This window comes from Gordonia sp. DT218 (assembly GCF_049847105.1).
Taxonomy (GTDB): domain Bacteria; phylum Actinomycetota; class Actinomycetes; order Mycobacteriales; family Mycobacteriaceae; genus Gordonia.
This window is the reverse complement of the sequence record NZ_JBNCNS010000002.1, coordinates 625,839-639,751: the sequence shown is the minus strand read 5'-3', so window position 1 is coordinate 639,751 and position 13,913 is coordinate 625,839. Positions and strand designations below refer to the sequence as shown.

14 protein-coding genes are annotated in these 13,913 nt (G+C 67.6%); 4 read left to right on the top strand and 10 right to left on the bottom strand.

The window, feature by feature from the left end; genetic code table 11:
• Positions 1 to 29: 29 nt before the first annotated feature.
• The 3 genes from ACPXCG_RS09790 to ACPXCG_RS09780 are packed head-to-tail and all read right to left on the bottom strand — an operon-like array spanning position 30 to position 3,111.
• Positions 30 to 1,259, bottom strand: coding sequence for a THUMP-like domain-containing protein (locus ACPXCG_RS09790; RefSeq protein ID WP_425791491.1), 1,230 nt, complete (start codon positions 1,257 to 1,259; stop codon positions 30 to 32).
• Positions 1,260 to 1,304: 45 nt separating this feature from the next.
• A complete protein-coding gene (locus tag ACPXCG_RS09785; RefSeq protein WP_425791489.1) occupies positions 1,305 to 2,276 on the bottom strand; it encodes a class I SAM-dependent methyltransferase in 972 nt (323 codons plus the stop codon).
• A gap of 46 nt (positions 2,277 to 2,322) precedes the next feature.
• A complete protein-coding gene (locus ACPXCG_RS09780) occupies positions 2,323 to 3,111 on the bottom strand; it encodes an enoyl-CoA hydratase/isomerase family protein (RefSeq protein WP_425791487.1) in 789 nt (262 codons plus the stop codon).
• A gap of 69 nt (positions 3,112 to 3,180) precedes the next feature.
• Here ACPXCG_RS09780 and ligD point away from each other — a divergent pair, with 69 nt between their 5' ends.
• Positions 3,181 to 4,164, top strand: coding sequence for a non-homologous end-joining DNA ligase (gene ligD / locus ACPXCG_RS09775; protein ID WP_425791485.1), 984 nt, complete (start codon positions 3,181 to 3,183; stop codon positions 4,162 to 4,164).
• A 19-nt stretch (positions 4,165 to 4,183) separates the two neighbouring features.
• On the opposite strand, the gene ACPXCG_RS09770 is transcribed toward ligD, so the two are convergent.
• Entirely contained in the window at positions 4,184 to 5,017 is an 834-nt protein-coding gene (locus ACPXCG_RS09770; protein ID WP_425791483.1) for an NUDIX hydrolase, read from the bottom strand.
• 49 nt (positions 5,018 to 5,066) lie between these two features.
• Entirely contained in the window at positions 5,067 to 5,897 is an 831-nt protein-coding gene (locus tag ACPXCG_RS09765) for an ABC transporter ATP-binding protein (RefSeq protein ID WP_425792093.1), read from the bottom strand.
• A 142-nt stretch (positions 5,898 to 6,039) separates the two neighbouring features.
• Here ACPXCG_RS09765 and ACPXCG_RS09760 point away from each other — a divergent pair, with 142 nt between their 5' ends.
• Positions 6,040 to 7,032 (top strand): LLM class flavin-dependent oxidoreductase, encoded by a 993-nt coding sequence (locus ACPXCG_RS09760; protein ID WP_425791481.1) that lies wholly within the window; start codon positions 6,040 to 6,042, stop codon positions 7,030 to 7,032.
• Positions 7,033 to 7,084: 52 nt separating this feature from the next.
• Here the strand turns inward: ACPXCG_RS09760 and ACPXCG_RS09755 are convergent, their stop codons facing one another.
• From ACPXCG_RS09755 to ctaD, 5 genes are all read right to left on the bottom strand, one after another.
• The gene (locus tag ACPXCG_RS09755) at positions 7,085 to 7,549 is read right to left on the bottom strand and encodes a cupin domain-containing protein (RefSeq protein WP_425791479.1); all 465 of its coding nucleotides are present in this window, start codon (positions 7,547 to 7,549) and stop codon (positions 7,085 to 7,087) included.
• Positions 7,546 to 8,304, bottom strand: coding sequence for an aminoacyl-tRNA hydrolase (locus ACPXCG_RS09750; RefSeq protein ID WP_425791477.1), 759 nt, complete (start codon positions 8,302 to 8,304; stop codon positions 7,546 to 7,548). The genes ACPXCG_RS09755 and ACPXCG_RS09750 overlap by 4 nt, the downstream gene beginning before the upstream one ends.
• A gap of 7 nt (positions 8,305 to 8,311) precedes the next feature.
• Positions 8,312 to 8,692 (bottom strand): VOC family protein, encoded by a 381-nt coding sequence (locus ACPXCG_RS09745; protein ID WP_425791475.1) that lies wholly within the window; start codon positions 8,690 to 8,692, stop codon positions 8,312 to 8,314.
• Between the two features lie 88 nt (positions 8,693 to 8,780).
• Positions 8,781 to 10,010: a phosphoserine phosphatase SerB gene (gene serB, locus ACPXCG_RS09740; protein WP_425791473.1), complete on the bottom strand. Its 1,230-nt coding sequence runs from the start codon at positions 10,008 to 10,010 to the stop codon at positions 8,781 to 8,783.
• A 22-nt stretch (positions 10,011 to 10,032) separates the two neighbouring features.
• On the bottom strand, positions 10,033 to 11,832 hold the full coding sequence (gene ctaD, locus ACPXCG_RS09735) for a cytochrome c oxidase subunit I (protein ID WP_425791471.1): 1,800 nt from the start codon (positions 11,830 to 11,832) through the stop codon (positions 10,033 to 10,035).
• A gap of 339 nt (positions 11,833 to 12,171) precedes the next feature.
• On the opposite strand from ctaD, the gene ACPXCG_RS09730 reads away from it, so the two are divergent.
• Together ACPXCG_RS09730 and ACPXCG_RS09725 are read left to right on the top strand one after the other, a co-directional pair.
• Positions 12,172 to 13,143: an ABC transporter substrate-binding protein gene (locus tag ACPXCG_RS09730; protein WP_425791469.1), complete on the top strand. Its 972-nt coding sequence runs from the start codon at positions 12,172 to 12,174 to the stop codon at positions 13,141 to 13,143.
• Positions 13,130 to 13,888: an isocitrate lyase/PEP mutase family protein gene (locus tag ACPXCG_RS09725; RefSeq protein ID WP_425791467.1), complete on the top strand. Its 759-nt coding sequence runs from the start codon at positions 13,130 to 13,132 to the stop codon at positions 13,886 to 13,888. The genes ACPXCG_RS09730 and ACPXCG_RS09725 overlap by 14 nt, the downstream gene beginning before the upstream one ends.
• Positions 13,889 to 13,913: the final 25 nt, after the last annotated feature.

Below are 13,913 nucleotides of genomic sequence, written 5' to 3'. Positions count from 1 at the left end.
TTACACATACCTTGTTGTCAAGGTTTGGTTTACACGGTCGTCCCGGGTCGGAAGCGAATGCCCGCCTCACAGATGAACCCGACGCCCTTTCGTCCGATCCGGGTGAGTACGAGCGTCAAGGATCGTGACCCTTTGGGCTTCAACCGCTTACGCAGCCGATCCGGGTCCACATCGAGTCCGCGGACCAAGATCTCGAGGCTTCCGCAGTCGTGTGCGGCAAGGCGCTTGCGCAGCTCCTTCTCCGTGACACCGGTGGCCTCGATGACCCGAAAGCCTCGCTCGCCGACCGGCACGTCGTCGCCGGTGAGATAGGCGATCTGCGGGTCGAGCTGCCAGAGTCCTTGCCGGCGAGCATAATTGCGGACCAGTCCGGCACGCACAACTGCGCCGTCCGGGTCGACGATCCACTGCCCTACCTCCCCGACCGACTCCTGGTCGTCACCGTCGTCGACGATCTCGTAGCTCGCCACCGAGCCGTCCGGACGTGACCGCAGAACAGTCGCGCGCCGACTCGGCTCACCATCGCGTTCGGTCCACAGACATGCCTCGCGGACCGCCCCGTCCAGCGAGGTGATCTGCACCTGACCGGCGAATCCGAAGCGATCACGCAGCATCCGGTAGTCCAGCCCCGGAGCGCATTTCACAGCGATCGGCCGGCCGGCATAGGTGGTGAGCACATCGAGCAGCGGTGGCGTGAGCTGGTCGAGCCGGAACACCCGGCCCGCCCCGGAGCGACGGGCCGGATCGGCGAGCACCACGTCCGCGATGGAGGTCGGGGTCAGGGCGTCGGCCCGCACGATCGTGGTCGGGCGGTCGGACAACGATCCATTGTGGCGCGCCATGCGCAGGCGCACCGGGTCGATGTCGCTGCCCAGGACACCCGAGATCCCCTCGTTCGCCGCGAGCTCCATGACCTCGGCGCCGATCGAACATGTGACGTCGTGTACCACGGCCCCGGGGAAGCGGTCGGCGATCTCCGCCGCACGGTGTCGGGCCACCGCGCCGGCGGTCGCCTGTTGCAGCGCGTCATCGGTGAACAACATGTCGTCGGCCGCCCGAAGTCTCGCGCGCCCCCGACGACGGCACAGCACCGTCTCGATCAGCGCGCCGTCGTATGAGCCGTACCGTCGGCGCAGATCACCGATGTCGGCGAGCATCGACGCCGCCGACAGGTCGAGCATCGAGGTGGAGTCGAGCGCCGTGACGCCCTGTCGCGACCGTAAGAAGGCGACGTCGTCGAGGGTGAACCGGTACCCCATCACCGATATCCTTCCCGGCCGACGTCCGTTGCACAGACCCCCGTGTTACCGCTTCGTACCGGTGACGATGGCGTTGTAGAAGAACTTGGGCGGCACCACTTTCCGCAAGACCTTCTCGTCCAGCCAGGACAGCCGCTTCCACCCGTTGAACGCGAACATGGCCCAGCCCCAACCGAGCTTCGACGGCGGGACCGCCGCCTCGAAGGTCCGGACCGGCCACCCGAGCATGGCCGCGGCGAGTTCCTCGGTCGCGGTCTCCACCTTCGTCGCTCCTGCGGCGCGCGCCATGCCCTCGAGCTCGGCGGGATCGAAGGTATGGATGTCGACGACGGCCTCGAGAGCAGCGGCGCGCGACGACTCGTCGAGTTCCTCCTGCGGACGTCGCCACGACTGCAGCGGTCCGAGCTTGGTGATGTTGGTGGTGGCCGCCCAGGTCGCCCGGCTCATCCACCGAGCATAGAAATCGCCGATGGTCGTCGGTTCCCCGGCAAACACGAAGCGACCGCCCGGCTTGAGTACCCGCAACACCTCGCGCAACGCCTGCTCGACATCCGGGATGTGATGCAGCACAGCGTGTCCGACGACGAGGTCGAACGTATTGTCGTCGTAGGGGATCTTCTCGGCGTCGGCGACGCGGCCATCGACGTCGAGGCCGAGGTTCTCCGCGTTACGCAACGCCACCTTGACCATGCCGGGCGAGAGGTCGGTGACCGAGCCCTTCTTCGCCACACCCGACTGCATGAGGTTGAGCAGGAAGAACCCGGTGCCACAACCGAGTTCCATCGCACGCTCGTACGGCAACTCCACGTCCGACGCGACCGCATCGAAACGTCCACGCGCATAGTCGATGCAGCGCTCGTCGTAGGAGATGGACCACTTGTCGTCGTAGGTCTCCGCCTCCCAGTCGTGGTAGAGCACCTGCGCGAGTTTGGTGTCCTCGAGGGCCGCTTTGACCTGCTCCTCGGTGGCGTGCGGATTCGGCTCCGGATCGATTCCCGGCGTCACATTCGTGGTCATTCCTCGGCTACTTCCTCGTCGTCGGGGGTGAATCGCGGTCGGTGGGTCACTTGCCGGTGAACTGGGCCTTGCCGGGCCCGTTCTCGATGAAGGACTTCATCCCGACGGCACGGTCCTCGGTGGCGAACAGGGCCGCGAAGAGCTGTTCCTCGATCTTCAGACCCGTCGCGAGATCGACTCCGAGTCCCTGATCGACCGACTTCTTGCCGGCTGCGAGCGCGATGGATGCCGCATTGCGGAACTGCCCGGCCCACGTCAATGCCGCGTTGTAGACCTCGTCGGGAGCGACGATCTCGTCGACAAGCCCGATGGCGAGCGCTTCTTCGGCCCCGACGAAGCGACCCGTGAAGATCATGTCCTTTGCCTTGGCCGGCCCGACCAGTCGGGCGAGCCGCTGGGTTCCGCCGCCACCGGGGATCACACCGAGCAGGATCTCTGGCACGCCCAGTTTGGCGTTGTCCCCGGCGATGCGCCGGTCCGCGCCGAGGGAGACCTCGAGACCACCACCGAGCGCGTAGCCGGTGATCGCGGCGACCGTCGGCTTCGGGATGTCGGCGATGGAGCCCAGAGCGGACTGCAGACGACCGGCGACCTTGCTCATCTCGGCGTAGGTCATGTCGTTCATCTCTTTGATGTCGGCGCCTGCGGCGAGCACCTTCGGTCCGCCGTAGATGACCACCGCCTTGATGTCGTCACGCCGGGTCGCTTCCTCGGCGGCCGCGGCCAGTTCCGTCTGCACCTGCCGATTCAGCGCGTTCATCGGAGGACGGTTGAGCAGGATGGTGCCCACGCCGGGATGATCATCGGATGTCTCGAGGGTGACGAACTCAGCCATGGTCGAAGGCTACCGTCTGTCTTTCGTGTGCAGCCCCGCCGGGGGAGGTCACGGCTCTACAGTTGGCTCATGGCGAAGGCCTCGCAAGCCGGTGAACCGGTCGAGCTCGGGGTGGGCGACCGGACGATCCGTCTGTCCAGTCCCGATCGCGTGTACTTCGCCGAACGCGGCGAGACGAAACGCGACCTGGCCGAGTACTACCTCGCCGTCGGAGACGGGATCGTCCGCGCGCTGCGTGACCGACCGTGCATGCTGCATCGGTTCCCGACGGGTGTCAGCGGGAAGAAGGTGCACCAGAAGCGGATCCCGGCCGGTGCGCCCGACTGGCTGGAGACCGTCGAGATCTGGTTCCCGCGCTTCGGCCGCACCGCAGACGAACTCTGCGTCACCGAGTTGGGCAGCGTGATCTGGGCCGTCCAGATGTCGACGGTCGAGTTCCATCCGTGGAACTCGCGGCGCCCGGATCCCGAGTGCCCCGACGAATGGCGGATCGACCTCGACCCCATGCCCGACTGCCCGTTCTCCCGGATCCAGCGCGTCGCACACGTCGTCGAGGAAGTGCTCGACGAACTCGGCATCCGCGGATTCCCCAAGACGTCGGGCGGGCGGGGACTGCACATCTACGTGCGGATCGAACCGGAATGGGGCTTCCCGCAGGTCCGTAGCGCCGCGCTCGCCTTTGCGCGTGAGGTGGAACGCCGCGCCCCGGCCGACGTGACGACGACCTGGTGGCGCAAGGACCGTGACCCGGCCGCGGTGTTCGTCGACTTCAACCAGAACACCCGTGATCACACCATGGCCTCGGCATACTCGGTGCGTGGGAACCCGCGCGCGACGGTCTCTGCACCCATCCGATGGACTGAGATCGACGACGTGGCGCCCGACGATTTCACCATCGCGACCATGCCGGCGCGGTTCGCCGAGATCGGCGATCTCCACCGCGAGATCGACGATGTCGCCCACCGGCTCGACACCCTGCTGGAGTGGGCCGAGCGCGACGACTCGGCCATCGACGACGTCGATGCCGACGGCGTCGTCGACCTCGATTCCTGAGCGACCCGGCTGTCCGAGCTCAGCGACTGAGGCCGGGTACCTCACGGTCCGCGGCCACGGCGAAGTACCGATCCGATCCGGCGAACTTCAGACCGGCCAGCCCTGCGCCGGGCGTGACGGACGGTTCGATCGGCTCGATCACCCGATCGGCCGCCAGCAATTCCGCGACCGAGGAGAACTCGGCCAGATGATTCAGCTGCGCCCAGGTCGGCGGGAGTAGGGTGTGCTCGTTCGCGATCCACGCGTCGAGGGCGGCCCGCGGCGTGGCCCAGGCGGTCACCTCGGCCTCGGTGGTCTTGCCGTCGGCCGACTGTCCCGCCGGCAGCGCGGCCAGGAAGAAGCGGGTGTCGTAGCGACGCTTCTCGATGATCGGGGTGATCCAGTGGGCCAGCGGGCGCAGGAGATCTGCCCGCAGACTCAGTCCCTCCCCGCGGAGGAGATCACCCAGGGACAGCGTCTTGTCGACGAGTTGGTCGCGATGGGACGCGTACGACTGCGGATCGACCGGGGTGCCGTCGGGTCGGCTGGCCAGCAGGACGCCGCACTCTTCGAAGGTCTCGCGGACCGCGGCACACACCAGCGCCTGCGCCGTCTTGGCGTCGGTGTGGAACGCGTCGGCCCACCACTGCGCGTCCGGCCCGGTCCAGTCGATGTCGGCGTCCGCATCGCGCGGATCCACCCCGCCACCGGGAAAGACCGTCACCCCGCCCGCGAACGCCATCTGCTTCACCCGGCGCTGGAGGAAGACCTCGACCCCGCCCTCCGAATCACGGACCAGGACCACCGTCGCCGCCCCGCGCAGCGGGGCCGGTTCGGTTGACGTCGGTTCCGGGGCGGGCTCGGATGGGCTCATGGCAGACACTCCTGTCGAACGATCACCGTATGACGGTAGCGCGCGACGATCAGCCCGCCGCCCGGCGATGCCCACCGGGACGCCGGGTCCGCCGAGCGAAATAGCGTCCGTCGACCTTGCTGAGGGTAATCTGCTGCCGGAACGCCGTCGACAGGTTCTCGCTGGTGAGGACGTCGTCGAGAAGCCCCTGCCCGACGATCTCGCCTTCGGCGAGAAGCATGACGTGGGTGAATCCGTCGGGGATCTCCTCGACATGGTGGGTGATCAACACAATCGCCGGCGCCTCCGGATCGGACGCCAGCCGGCCGAGGCGGTCCACGAGTTCCTCGCGGCCGCCGAGGTCGAGGCCGGCGGCCGGTTCGTCGAGCAACAGGAGTTCCGGATCCGTCATCAGGGCGCGTGCGATCAGGACCCGTTTGCGTTCGCCTTCGGACAAGGTGCCGAACAGGCGGTCGGCGAGGTGTTCGGCACCCAGCGACTCCAGGGACTCGACGGCCTGCGCGCGGTCGATGTCGTCGTAGGTCTCGCGCCATCTGCCGATGACCGAGTACCCGGCCGAGATCACCACGTCGCTCACCACCTCGTCCGCGGGCACCCGCTCGGCCAGTGCGGCGCTGGACACGCCGATGCGCGTCGAGAGCTCCCGGACCTCTACCTTCCCCAGCGGCTCGTTCAACACGAAGGCCATACCGGCGGTCGGGTGGACCTGCGCGGCGGCCAGCCTCATGAGCGAGGTCTTGCCCGCGCCGTTCGGCCCGATCACCACCCAGCGTTCATCGAGTTCGACCTGCCAGGAGACGGGCCCGACCAGGGTGTTGCCACCACGGACCAGCGTCACGTCGCGGAAATCGACCAACAGGTCCGGATCGGATTCGTACACCTCGTCATCGTCGGTCGCATCTGTCACTCCCCCATCGTGCCCTACGACGATGGCGGCCGCGTGGAGCCATGCGACACATGGTCGCCGACAAGGGAATCCGTCCGACCGGAATACACCGGGGCGCCGGCGCCTTGACCACTACATGAGTGTTGATCTGTCCATCCTCGACCTGGCACAGGTCGGCCCCGGTGAGACCGTGCATGACAGCTTCGTCGCGAGTGTCGACATGGCGCAGCGCGCGGAGCGCTGGGGCTTCCGTCGCATCTGGTACGCGGAGCACCACAACATGTCGTCGATCGCTTCGGCCGCGCCTGCTGTCCTCATCGCACATGTGGCCGCGCACACCGAATCTATCCGCCTCGGCGCGGGAGGTGTGATGTTGCCGAATCACTCCCCGCTCGCCATCGCCGAACAGTTCGGAACTCTCGGCGAGCTCTACCCGGGTCGCATAGATCTCGGGCTCGGCCGTGCGCCGGGCGGCGATCAGCAGACCTTCGCCGCGCTGCGACGCACGATGGCGTCGGCCGATCGGTTCCCGTCGGATGTGCTGGAACTGCAGGGGTACCTGCGTGGTCAGTCCCGCGTCGAGGGTGTGGCGGCGACGCCCGGCGCCGGCACCGACATCCCGCTGTACATCCTGGGCTCGTCACTCTTCGGTGCCCAGCTCGCCGCCGCGCTCGGCCTTCCCTATGCGTTCGCATCGCATTTCGCACCGCAGGCCCTCGAGGAGGCCGTCGCGGTGTACCGGCGCGAGTTCCAGCCGTCCGAACAACTCGAGTCCCCCTATGTGATCGCCGGCGTCTGTGTGATCGCCGACGACGACGAGGCGCTCGCCCAGGACCAGCTGCGCCAGGCGAAGCGCCATCGCGTCAATGCGCTCTTCGGCCGCGGCCGAAAGTTCACCGACGAAGAGGCCGACATGATCCTCGACATGCCGCAGGGCCGCCAGATCGATTCGATGATGACCTACGCGGGTGTCGGCACCCCGACACAGGTCCTCGACTACCTCGACTGGTTCGCCGGCCACGCCGAAGCCGACGAACTCATCGTCGCGTCCATCGCTCCTGATCGCGAGATCTGGCGGAACACCTTGGGGCACATCGCCCCGGCGACCGCGCGCACCGCAACGTCCTGACGTCCCGGGCGCCGGCCCCTTGCCGTTCGTGGCGGCCGGGCGTGGCGGCGGGTCAGGTCGCGTCCGGGGCCAGACGGAAGTCCGCGAAGTCGAATCCGGGCAGCACCAGACAGCTGACCAGCGAAGGCTCGTCGCCGACCGGTCGCGCGCGCTGCCAGGTACCGGGCGGCACGACAGCCTGAGGCAGGTGACCCGCGGCGATGTCGGCACCGACCACGACTTCTGCCGGCGCATCCGGCCCCGATCCGTCGCCACCGAGTTCGAGCAACACCGGCGAGCCGCGGTGGTACAGCCACAACTCCGCACCGCGGACCGTGTGCCACGCCGAACGCTCATCCGGCAGGAGCAGGAAGTAGATCGCCGTACCTACCGCTCGATCACCCGGATAGCCGTGCGGGAGAATGTCGGCCGGGATCGTGACGTCGCTGCGCCACGTCTCCCGATACCAGCCGCCTTCCGGATGCGGCGAGAGTCCCAGCCCTCGTGCCCAGTCGGGCAGGTCCGCGGCTTCACTCATGCCTCGATCACCTCCGCGATCACCGTCACCGATCCCGGTGCGATCTCGGTGAACCCCGCGTCGCGGACCGCAACCGCGCGACCCGCCGACTCGGCGTCGAGCAGGGCCGCCCACCGCTGCGGCGTCGCCTCGCGAACCGCAAGAGCACACGCCGTCTCTCGCCATTCCTGTGCCCGCCGGGCGGACATCAGTGTGACGGCGAGCATCGCACCATGACCGACCTGGGCGGCGGCCTTACCCACGGTCATCTCGAGACCGGGATTGATCCAGAGGCACACTCCCGCGTCGGGTGGTGTGGACGCGACATCGCCGTCGATCTCCGTCCCGCCGATCTGCAGGCGGGCGATCCGCTTGTCGACGTCGCCGACCCGACCCGGCACGATCGCCCGCGCCTCTGCGGTGCCCTGCGCGACGGTCAGGCCCCAGACCTCCTGCGCCGCCGCCCACTGCGCACCGCGTGCGCGGCGGGCGATCTTGCGGATGCGGGCGTCACACCAGGCATCCATCGGCGCCGACCACGGGCCGTCGGCGCCCGACCGGTCGTCGAGGCAGAGCATCGCCACCGAGCGGGCCGCGGCGCTCAGCAGCTCGGCGCGGTCCGGCGGGTCCGCCTTCTCGATCCGCACCACCATCTGCATGGCCAGCACGTCGCCCGGATCGTCCGGGTCCTCACCCCCTCCGACGTAGCCCACCAGGCGTCGATAGGCGACGTCGAAAGGGTCCGCGGCATCGATCCCGGTCGCCGTGTCGGTCACCTCCACATCACCCCCAGTTCTCTGCCTTCGTGAGGCAGAACGGATGGCCCGACGGGTCCAGCAGCACCCGCCAGGTCTCGCCAGGCTGCTCGGCCGGTACCGTCGCACCCAGCTCGACGCATCGCGCCGCCGCCGAATCGAGGTCCTCGACGGCCAGGTCGAAGTGGAATTGCTTGGAGCCGTTGGGGTTCGGCCACGCCGGCGGCACATAGTCGGGAATCGCACCGAACCCGAGCGCGGCTCCAGTGCCCGTGAGCATCGCGTACCCGTCGCCCGATGCGGTGATCTGCCAACCGAGCACCGCCGACCAGAACTCGGACGACACCTTCGCGTCGGCACAATCGAGCGTCACCATCGCCAGATCGCCGACCTTGTGTTCACTCGTCATCGGAATGTCCTCTCCCTGGGTGATTCGACGTTCCGATCATGCTCCTCGCCGCCGACAATGGCTTGAAGGAATACGACACGTACATCGCTCAACCGAGCGGCACCCGCCGTCCGACCCCGTCCGCGGCGTCGGCCGCCTCGATCTCGTCGCGCGTCACGCCCAGGATGAAGAGCACCGCATCGAGGAACGGATGACTCAGTGCTGCGTCGGCGACCTCGCGCAGGGCCGGTTTGGCGTTGAAGGCGATACCCAGGCCGGCCACGCTGAGCATGTCGATGTCGTTGGCGCCGTCCCCGACTGCGATCGTCTGCTCCATGGGAACACCGACCTGATCGGCGAAAGCACGCAGTGCCTTGGCTTTTCCCGCCCGGTCGACGACCTCCCCGACCACCCGCCCGGTCAGTTTGCCGTTCACGATCTCGAGCGTGTTGGCTCGCACGAAATCCAACTCGAGTTCGTGTGCGAGTCCCTCGATCACCTGGCGGAATCCGCCGGAGACCACGCCACAGTGGTAGCCGAGACGATGCAGGGTCCGGACCGTGGTCCGCGCACCAGGGGTGAGTTGCAGGGAGCTCGCCACGTCGTCGATAACGCTCGCATCCAGACCGGCCAGGACGGCGACCCGTTGATGCAGCGACTCGGAGAAGTCGAGCTCACCGCGCATGGCGGCCTCCGTGACCGCGGCCACCTCGGCTTCCTTGCCCGCCTTGGCCGCCAGCATCTCGATCACCTCACCCTGGATGAGGGTCGAGTCGACGTCGAAGACGATGAGACGCTTCGCGCGCCGGGCCAGTCCGCCGCGCTCCACCGCGATGTCGACCCCGTGGTCGATGGCGACGGCCGCGAGGCCCTTGCGCAATGCCGAGTCGGCGGCGACGTCGTCCCGGTTGGTGCTCACCATCAGTTCCAGGCCGGTGAGCGGATAATCCGCGACACCCCGGATGGAGTCGATGTTGCCGCGCTGACTCGCGAGTTCGGCGGCGATCGCCCGGAAGGCGCGTGCGGTCACCGGACTACCGAGAACAACCACCGCGTGGCTCGACGGACGTCGGGTCCCGGTGTCCGGACCGACCTCGACGATGACGTCGATGCCCACCGAGTCCATGGCCTGTTCGACGACGTCCTGGAGCGCCTCGGGATCTCCGGCGGCGGACACCAGGACACCCAGCGTCAGTCGGCGCCGGATCACCACCTGCTCGACGTCGAGGAGGCTGACCTGCTGGCCCGCCAGCGCACCCATGAGCACCGACGTCACCCCGGGCTTGTCCGGCCCGGTGACGGTGATCAGGACTGTCGTGTCACCCGATTCCTTCGCCACGTGTTCGCGGTTGCCCGTGGCGTCAGCGCGGATCCGCGTCCCCGGACGCCTCATGGTCGCCGGTGGTGAGTGGCGCTCGACGGATGTGCTCGGCTTCTTCGGCGACCTGCCGGTCATGGCCGTGCTCGTTGTGTCCCGGGCCGACGTGGGCCTCCGCGCGCATCCGGTCGATCATGTGCGGATAGTGCAGTTCGAAGGCCGGACGCTCGGAACGAATCCGGGGAAGCTCGGTGAAGTTGTGCCGCGGCGGCGGGCAACTGGTTGCCCACTCGAGCGAGTTGCCGAAGCCCCACGGGTCATCGACCGTCACGACCTCGCCGTAGCGGTAGCTGCGGAAGACGTTCCACAGGAACGGCAGGGTCGACAGACCGAGGATGAAAGCACCCAGAGTCGACACCATATTCAGTGTGGTGAAACCGTCCGACGGCAGGTAGTCGGCGTAACGACGCGGCATGCCCTCGTTACCCAGCCAGTGCTGCACCAGGAAGGTGGTGTGGAAGCCGATGAACGTCAGCCAGAAGTGGATCTTGCCGAGACGCTCGTCGAGCATGCGGCCGGTCATCTTCGGGAACCAGAAGTAGATACCGGCGTACGTCGCGAACACGATCGTGCCGAACAGCACGTAGTGGAAGTGGGCGACGACGAAGTAGCTGTCGGACAGGTGGAAGTCCAGCGGCGGGCTGGCCAGCAGCACACCGGTGAGACCACCGAAGAGGAACGTGACGATGAAGCCGACGGAGAACAACATCGGCGTCTCGAACGTCATGTTGCCCTTCCACATCGTGCCTATCCAGTTGAAGAACTTCACACCGGTCGGCACTGCGATGAGGAACGTCATGAAGGAGAAGAACGGCAGCAGCACGGCACCGGTGACGTACATGTGGTGCGCCCACACGGCCACCGACAGCGCCGCGATGGACAGCGTCGCGTACACCAGTCCCGAGTAACCGAAGATCGGCTTGCGGGCGAACACCGGGAACACCTCGGAAACGATGCCGAAGAACGGCAGGGCGATGATGTAGACCTCGGGGTGGCCGAAGAACCAGAACAGGTGCTGCCACAAGATCACACCGCCGTTGGCGGGGTCGTAGAGGTGCGCGCCGAACTGCCGATCGACCTCGAGGCCCATCAGAGCAGCGGTCAGCAGCGGGAACGCGAGCAGGATCAGCACGCTGGTCACCAGGATGTTCCAGGTGAAGATCGGCATCCGGAACATGGTCATACCCGGTGCGCGCAGACACACAACGGTGGTCACCATGTTGACCGCGCCGAGGATGGTGCCCAGACCGGACACGGCCAGACCCATGATCCACATGTCGGCACCGATACCGGGCGAGTGGATCGCATCGGTCAGCGGCGTGTACGCCGTCCAGCCGAAGTCGGCGGCACCACCCGGGGTCAGGAAGCCTGCGACGGCGATCGTCGAGCCGAACACGAACAGCCAGAAGCCGAAGGCGTTCAGTCGCGGGAACGCGACGTCGGGCGAGCCGATCTGCAGGGGCAGCACGAAGTTCGCGAAGCCGATGACGATCGGTGTCGCGTACATCAGCAGCATCACCGTGCCGTGCATGGTGAACAGCTGGTTGAACTGCTCGGTCGACAGGAACTGCATGCCCGGATGCGCGAGCTCGCCACGCATCAGCAGCGCCATCAGGCCACCGATGAGGAAGAACGCAAAGCAGGCGGTGATGTACATCATGCCGATCAACTTGTGATCGGTGGTCGTCAGCAGCTTGTAGATGAACGAGCCCTTGGGCTGATAGCGCTCCGGAAACGGACGCACTGGTGCCACTTGCGTGGTGGGCTGGTCTACCGCGGTCACAGATCCTCCTCGTTGCGCAACCGATCAGGGCCGGTCAACTCCCGTTTCCCCGCGGTCGCCACATGAACAAAGCGAGCGCTGGTTACTGATCCTAAACCCTCACACGGGCAGTGGCCGAGTGGGTCCTACGATACGTCGTATTCGACTGTCCGACCCCCTCATCGACACAGTTCAGGGCCTACTTCGGCGGCGACGCGCGGGCCGTGGGGCGCCCGCGCCCGTCGTCACCGGTGACGCGGCGCGACCGCGGCGGGACAACCGATCGCCCGGTGCTAGCGTGATCGCGTGCACCGCAGCGGCGAAACCCGGTTGGAACGGTCGGATCGAGGGGCCCGGGGCATGGTTCGGGCGATCGGGGCCATGTCGTCGATCGCCGTCGTCCTGGCCGTGGCCGCCTGCAGCGACAACGCGCCGCTGACGACCCCCGAGGGCCAGCCGGTCTCCACGGTCACCACGCGAGTGGCCGAGGTGAACATCATCAACGCCGACCGGGACCTCGACAAGACGTGCCTCGCACCGACCGCACCCGACCCGGGTGTCACCGACGTCACGCGCATCGTCGTCACCGACCCGAATCTGCTCGATGCGATCTGCGCGCTCGGCGTCGGCCCCAAGGTCACCGCTGTCGCGGCCGCACCCGGCAGCATCCCCACCTATCTCGGACCGCAGTTGGGGGCTGTGCCCACGATCGGTTCCACTCCCGACGCCGCCGCGGTGGCCGCGGCCGACCCCGACGTCGTGCTCACGACGCCACAGACGGCGGCTGCCGCAAAGAGCTTCGGCGACGCGCGGGTCGAGGCGATCGGGCCGGTGGCCGGCTGGAAAGCACGGTTCCAGGCGGTCGCCGATGCGCTCGGCCGATCGTCGACCGGCACGCGACTGCTCGACGAGTTCCACTCCGAGACCCAGAAGACCGGACGGCGCATGGACGCTCCGCACAGCCAGGTCTCGCTGGTCCGGTTCACCGGGGATTCCGAGATGATCGCCGGGACCCAGACCTTCGCCGGTCAGATCCTGTCGGAGATCGGGGTGCAGCGACCCGAACCACAGCGCTCACCCCGCTCGTTCACCGTCACCGACAAGAATTTCACGGACGCCGACGGCGATCTGATCTATGTCAGCTTCCAGGGCGAGCGCGGCCTCGAGCACGGGAAAGAGGTGCTGCTGAGCGATCGCTGGCTCGACATGGGTGCGCCGACGTGGAAGCGGGTCCTCTCCGTCGACGATCAGATCTGGTACGGAACGTCCGGCCTCGCTGCCGCCTGGCTGGTCCTGAACGATGTGAAGGGGTCCCTCGATGGCAACTCGTGATCTGGCCGCGCAGGCCCGGGAACTGCTCGATCTGCACCGGCCCGGCGACCCCGGGGTGTTCCCGACGGTGTGGGACGCCTGGTCGGCCGGTCTGGCCGTGAGCGGCGGGTTCGCGGCGCTCACGGTGGGCAGCCATCCGGTCGCCGATTCGATCGGTCGAGCCGACAACGAGGGCATGACCTTCGACGAGTTGCTCACCCGGGTGCGCCAGATCAGCGACGGCGTCGACGTGCCCCTCTCGATCGACATCGAGTCGGGCTATGCCGAGTCACCCGAACGCCTCATCGACGGATTGCTCGAGGCCGGCGCGGTGGGCCTCAACATCGAGGACACCGTGCACTCCGAGGGCGGTCGTCTCCGCGAGGCGCAGGAACACGCCGATCTGGTCGCCGCCTTGCGCAGTGCCGCCGACGCGGCCGGTGTGCCGGTGGTCATCAACGCACGGACGGATCTGTTCCTCAAGCAGGTCGGCGACGAGGCCGATCGGGTCGACCGGGCGGTCGCGAGGTTGACCCTGTGCGCCGATGCCGGTGCCAGTTCCCTCTACCCCGTCGGGTTCCACACCGACGACGTCCAGCGGCGGCTGTGCGCCGAGCTCCCGCTGCCGGTCAATGCCATCGGCAACCCGGCCGACGGCTCGCGCGCCCACTTCGCCGGGCTCGGCGTCGGCCGGATCAGCTTCGGCCCGCTGTGGCAGATGGCGATTGCCGGGCGGGCCACCGACCTGCTCGCCGACTGGCACTGAATCGATCCCCAAGCAGTGCACCTGG

Coding starts and splice junctions, on each gene's coding strand:
- ACPXCG_RS09790 (WP_425791491.1), bottom strand. CDS start 1,259: ATGGGGTACCGGTTCACCCTCGACGACGTCGCCTTCTTACGGTCGCGA.
- ACPXCG_RS09785 (WP_425791489.1), bottom strand. CDS start 2,276: ATGACCACGAATGTGACGCCGGGAATCGATCCGGAGCCGAATCCGCAC.
- ACPXCG_RS09780 (WP_425791487.1), bottom strand. CDS start 3,111: ATGGCTGAGTTCGTCACCCTCGAGACATCCGATGATCATCCCGGCGTG.
- ligD (WP_425791485.1), top strand. CDS start 3,181: ATGGCGAAGGCCTCGCAAGCCGGTGAACCGGTCGAGCTCGGGGTGGGC.
- ACPXCG_RS09770 (WP_425791483.1), bottom strand. CDS start 5,017: ATGAGCCCATCCGAGCCCGCCCCGGAACCGACGTCAACCGAACCGGCC.
- ACPXCG_RS09760 (WP_425791481.1), top strand. CDS start 6,040: ATGAGTGTTGATCTGTCCATCCTCGACCTGGCACAGGTCGGCCCCGGT.
- ACPXCG_RS09755 (WP_425791479.1), bottom strand. CDS start 7,549: ATGAGTGAAGCCGCGGACCTGCCCGACTGGGCACGAGGGCTGGGACTC.
- ACPXCG_RS09745 (WP_425791475.1), bottom strand. CDS start 8,692: ATGACGAGTGAACACAAGGTCGGCGATCTGGCGATGGTGACGCTCGAT.
- ACPXCG_RS09730 (WP_425791469.1), top strand. CDS start 12,172: ATGGTTCGGGCGATCGGGGCCATGTCGTCGATCGCCGTCGTCCTGGCC.
- ACPXCG_RS09725 (WP_425791467.1), top strand. CDS start 13,130: ATGGCAACTCGTGATCTGGCCGCGCAGGCCCGGGAACTGCTCGATCTG.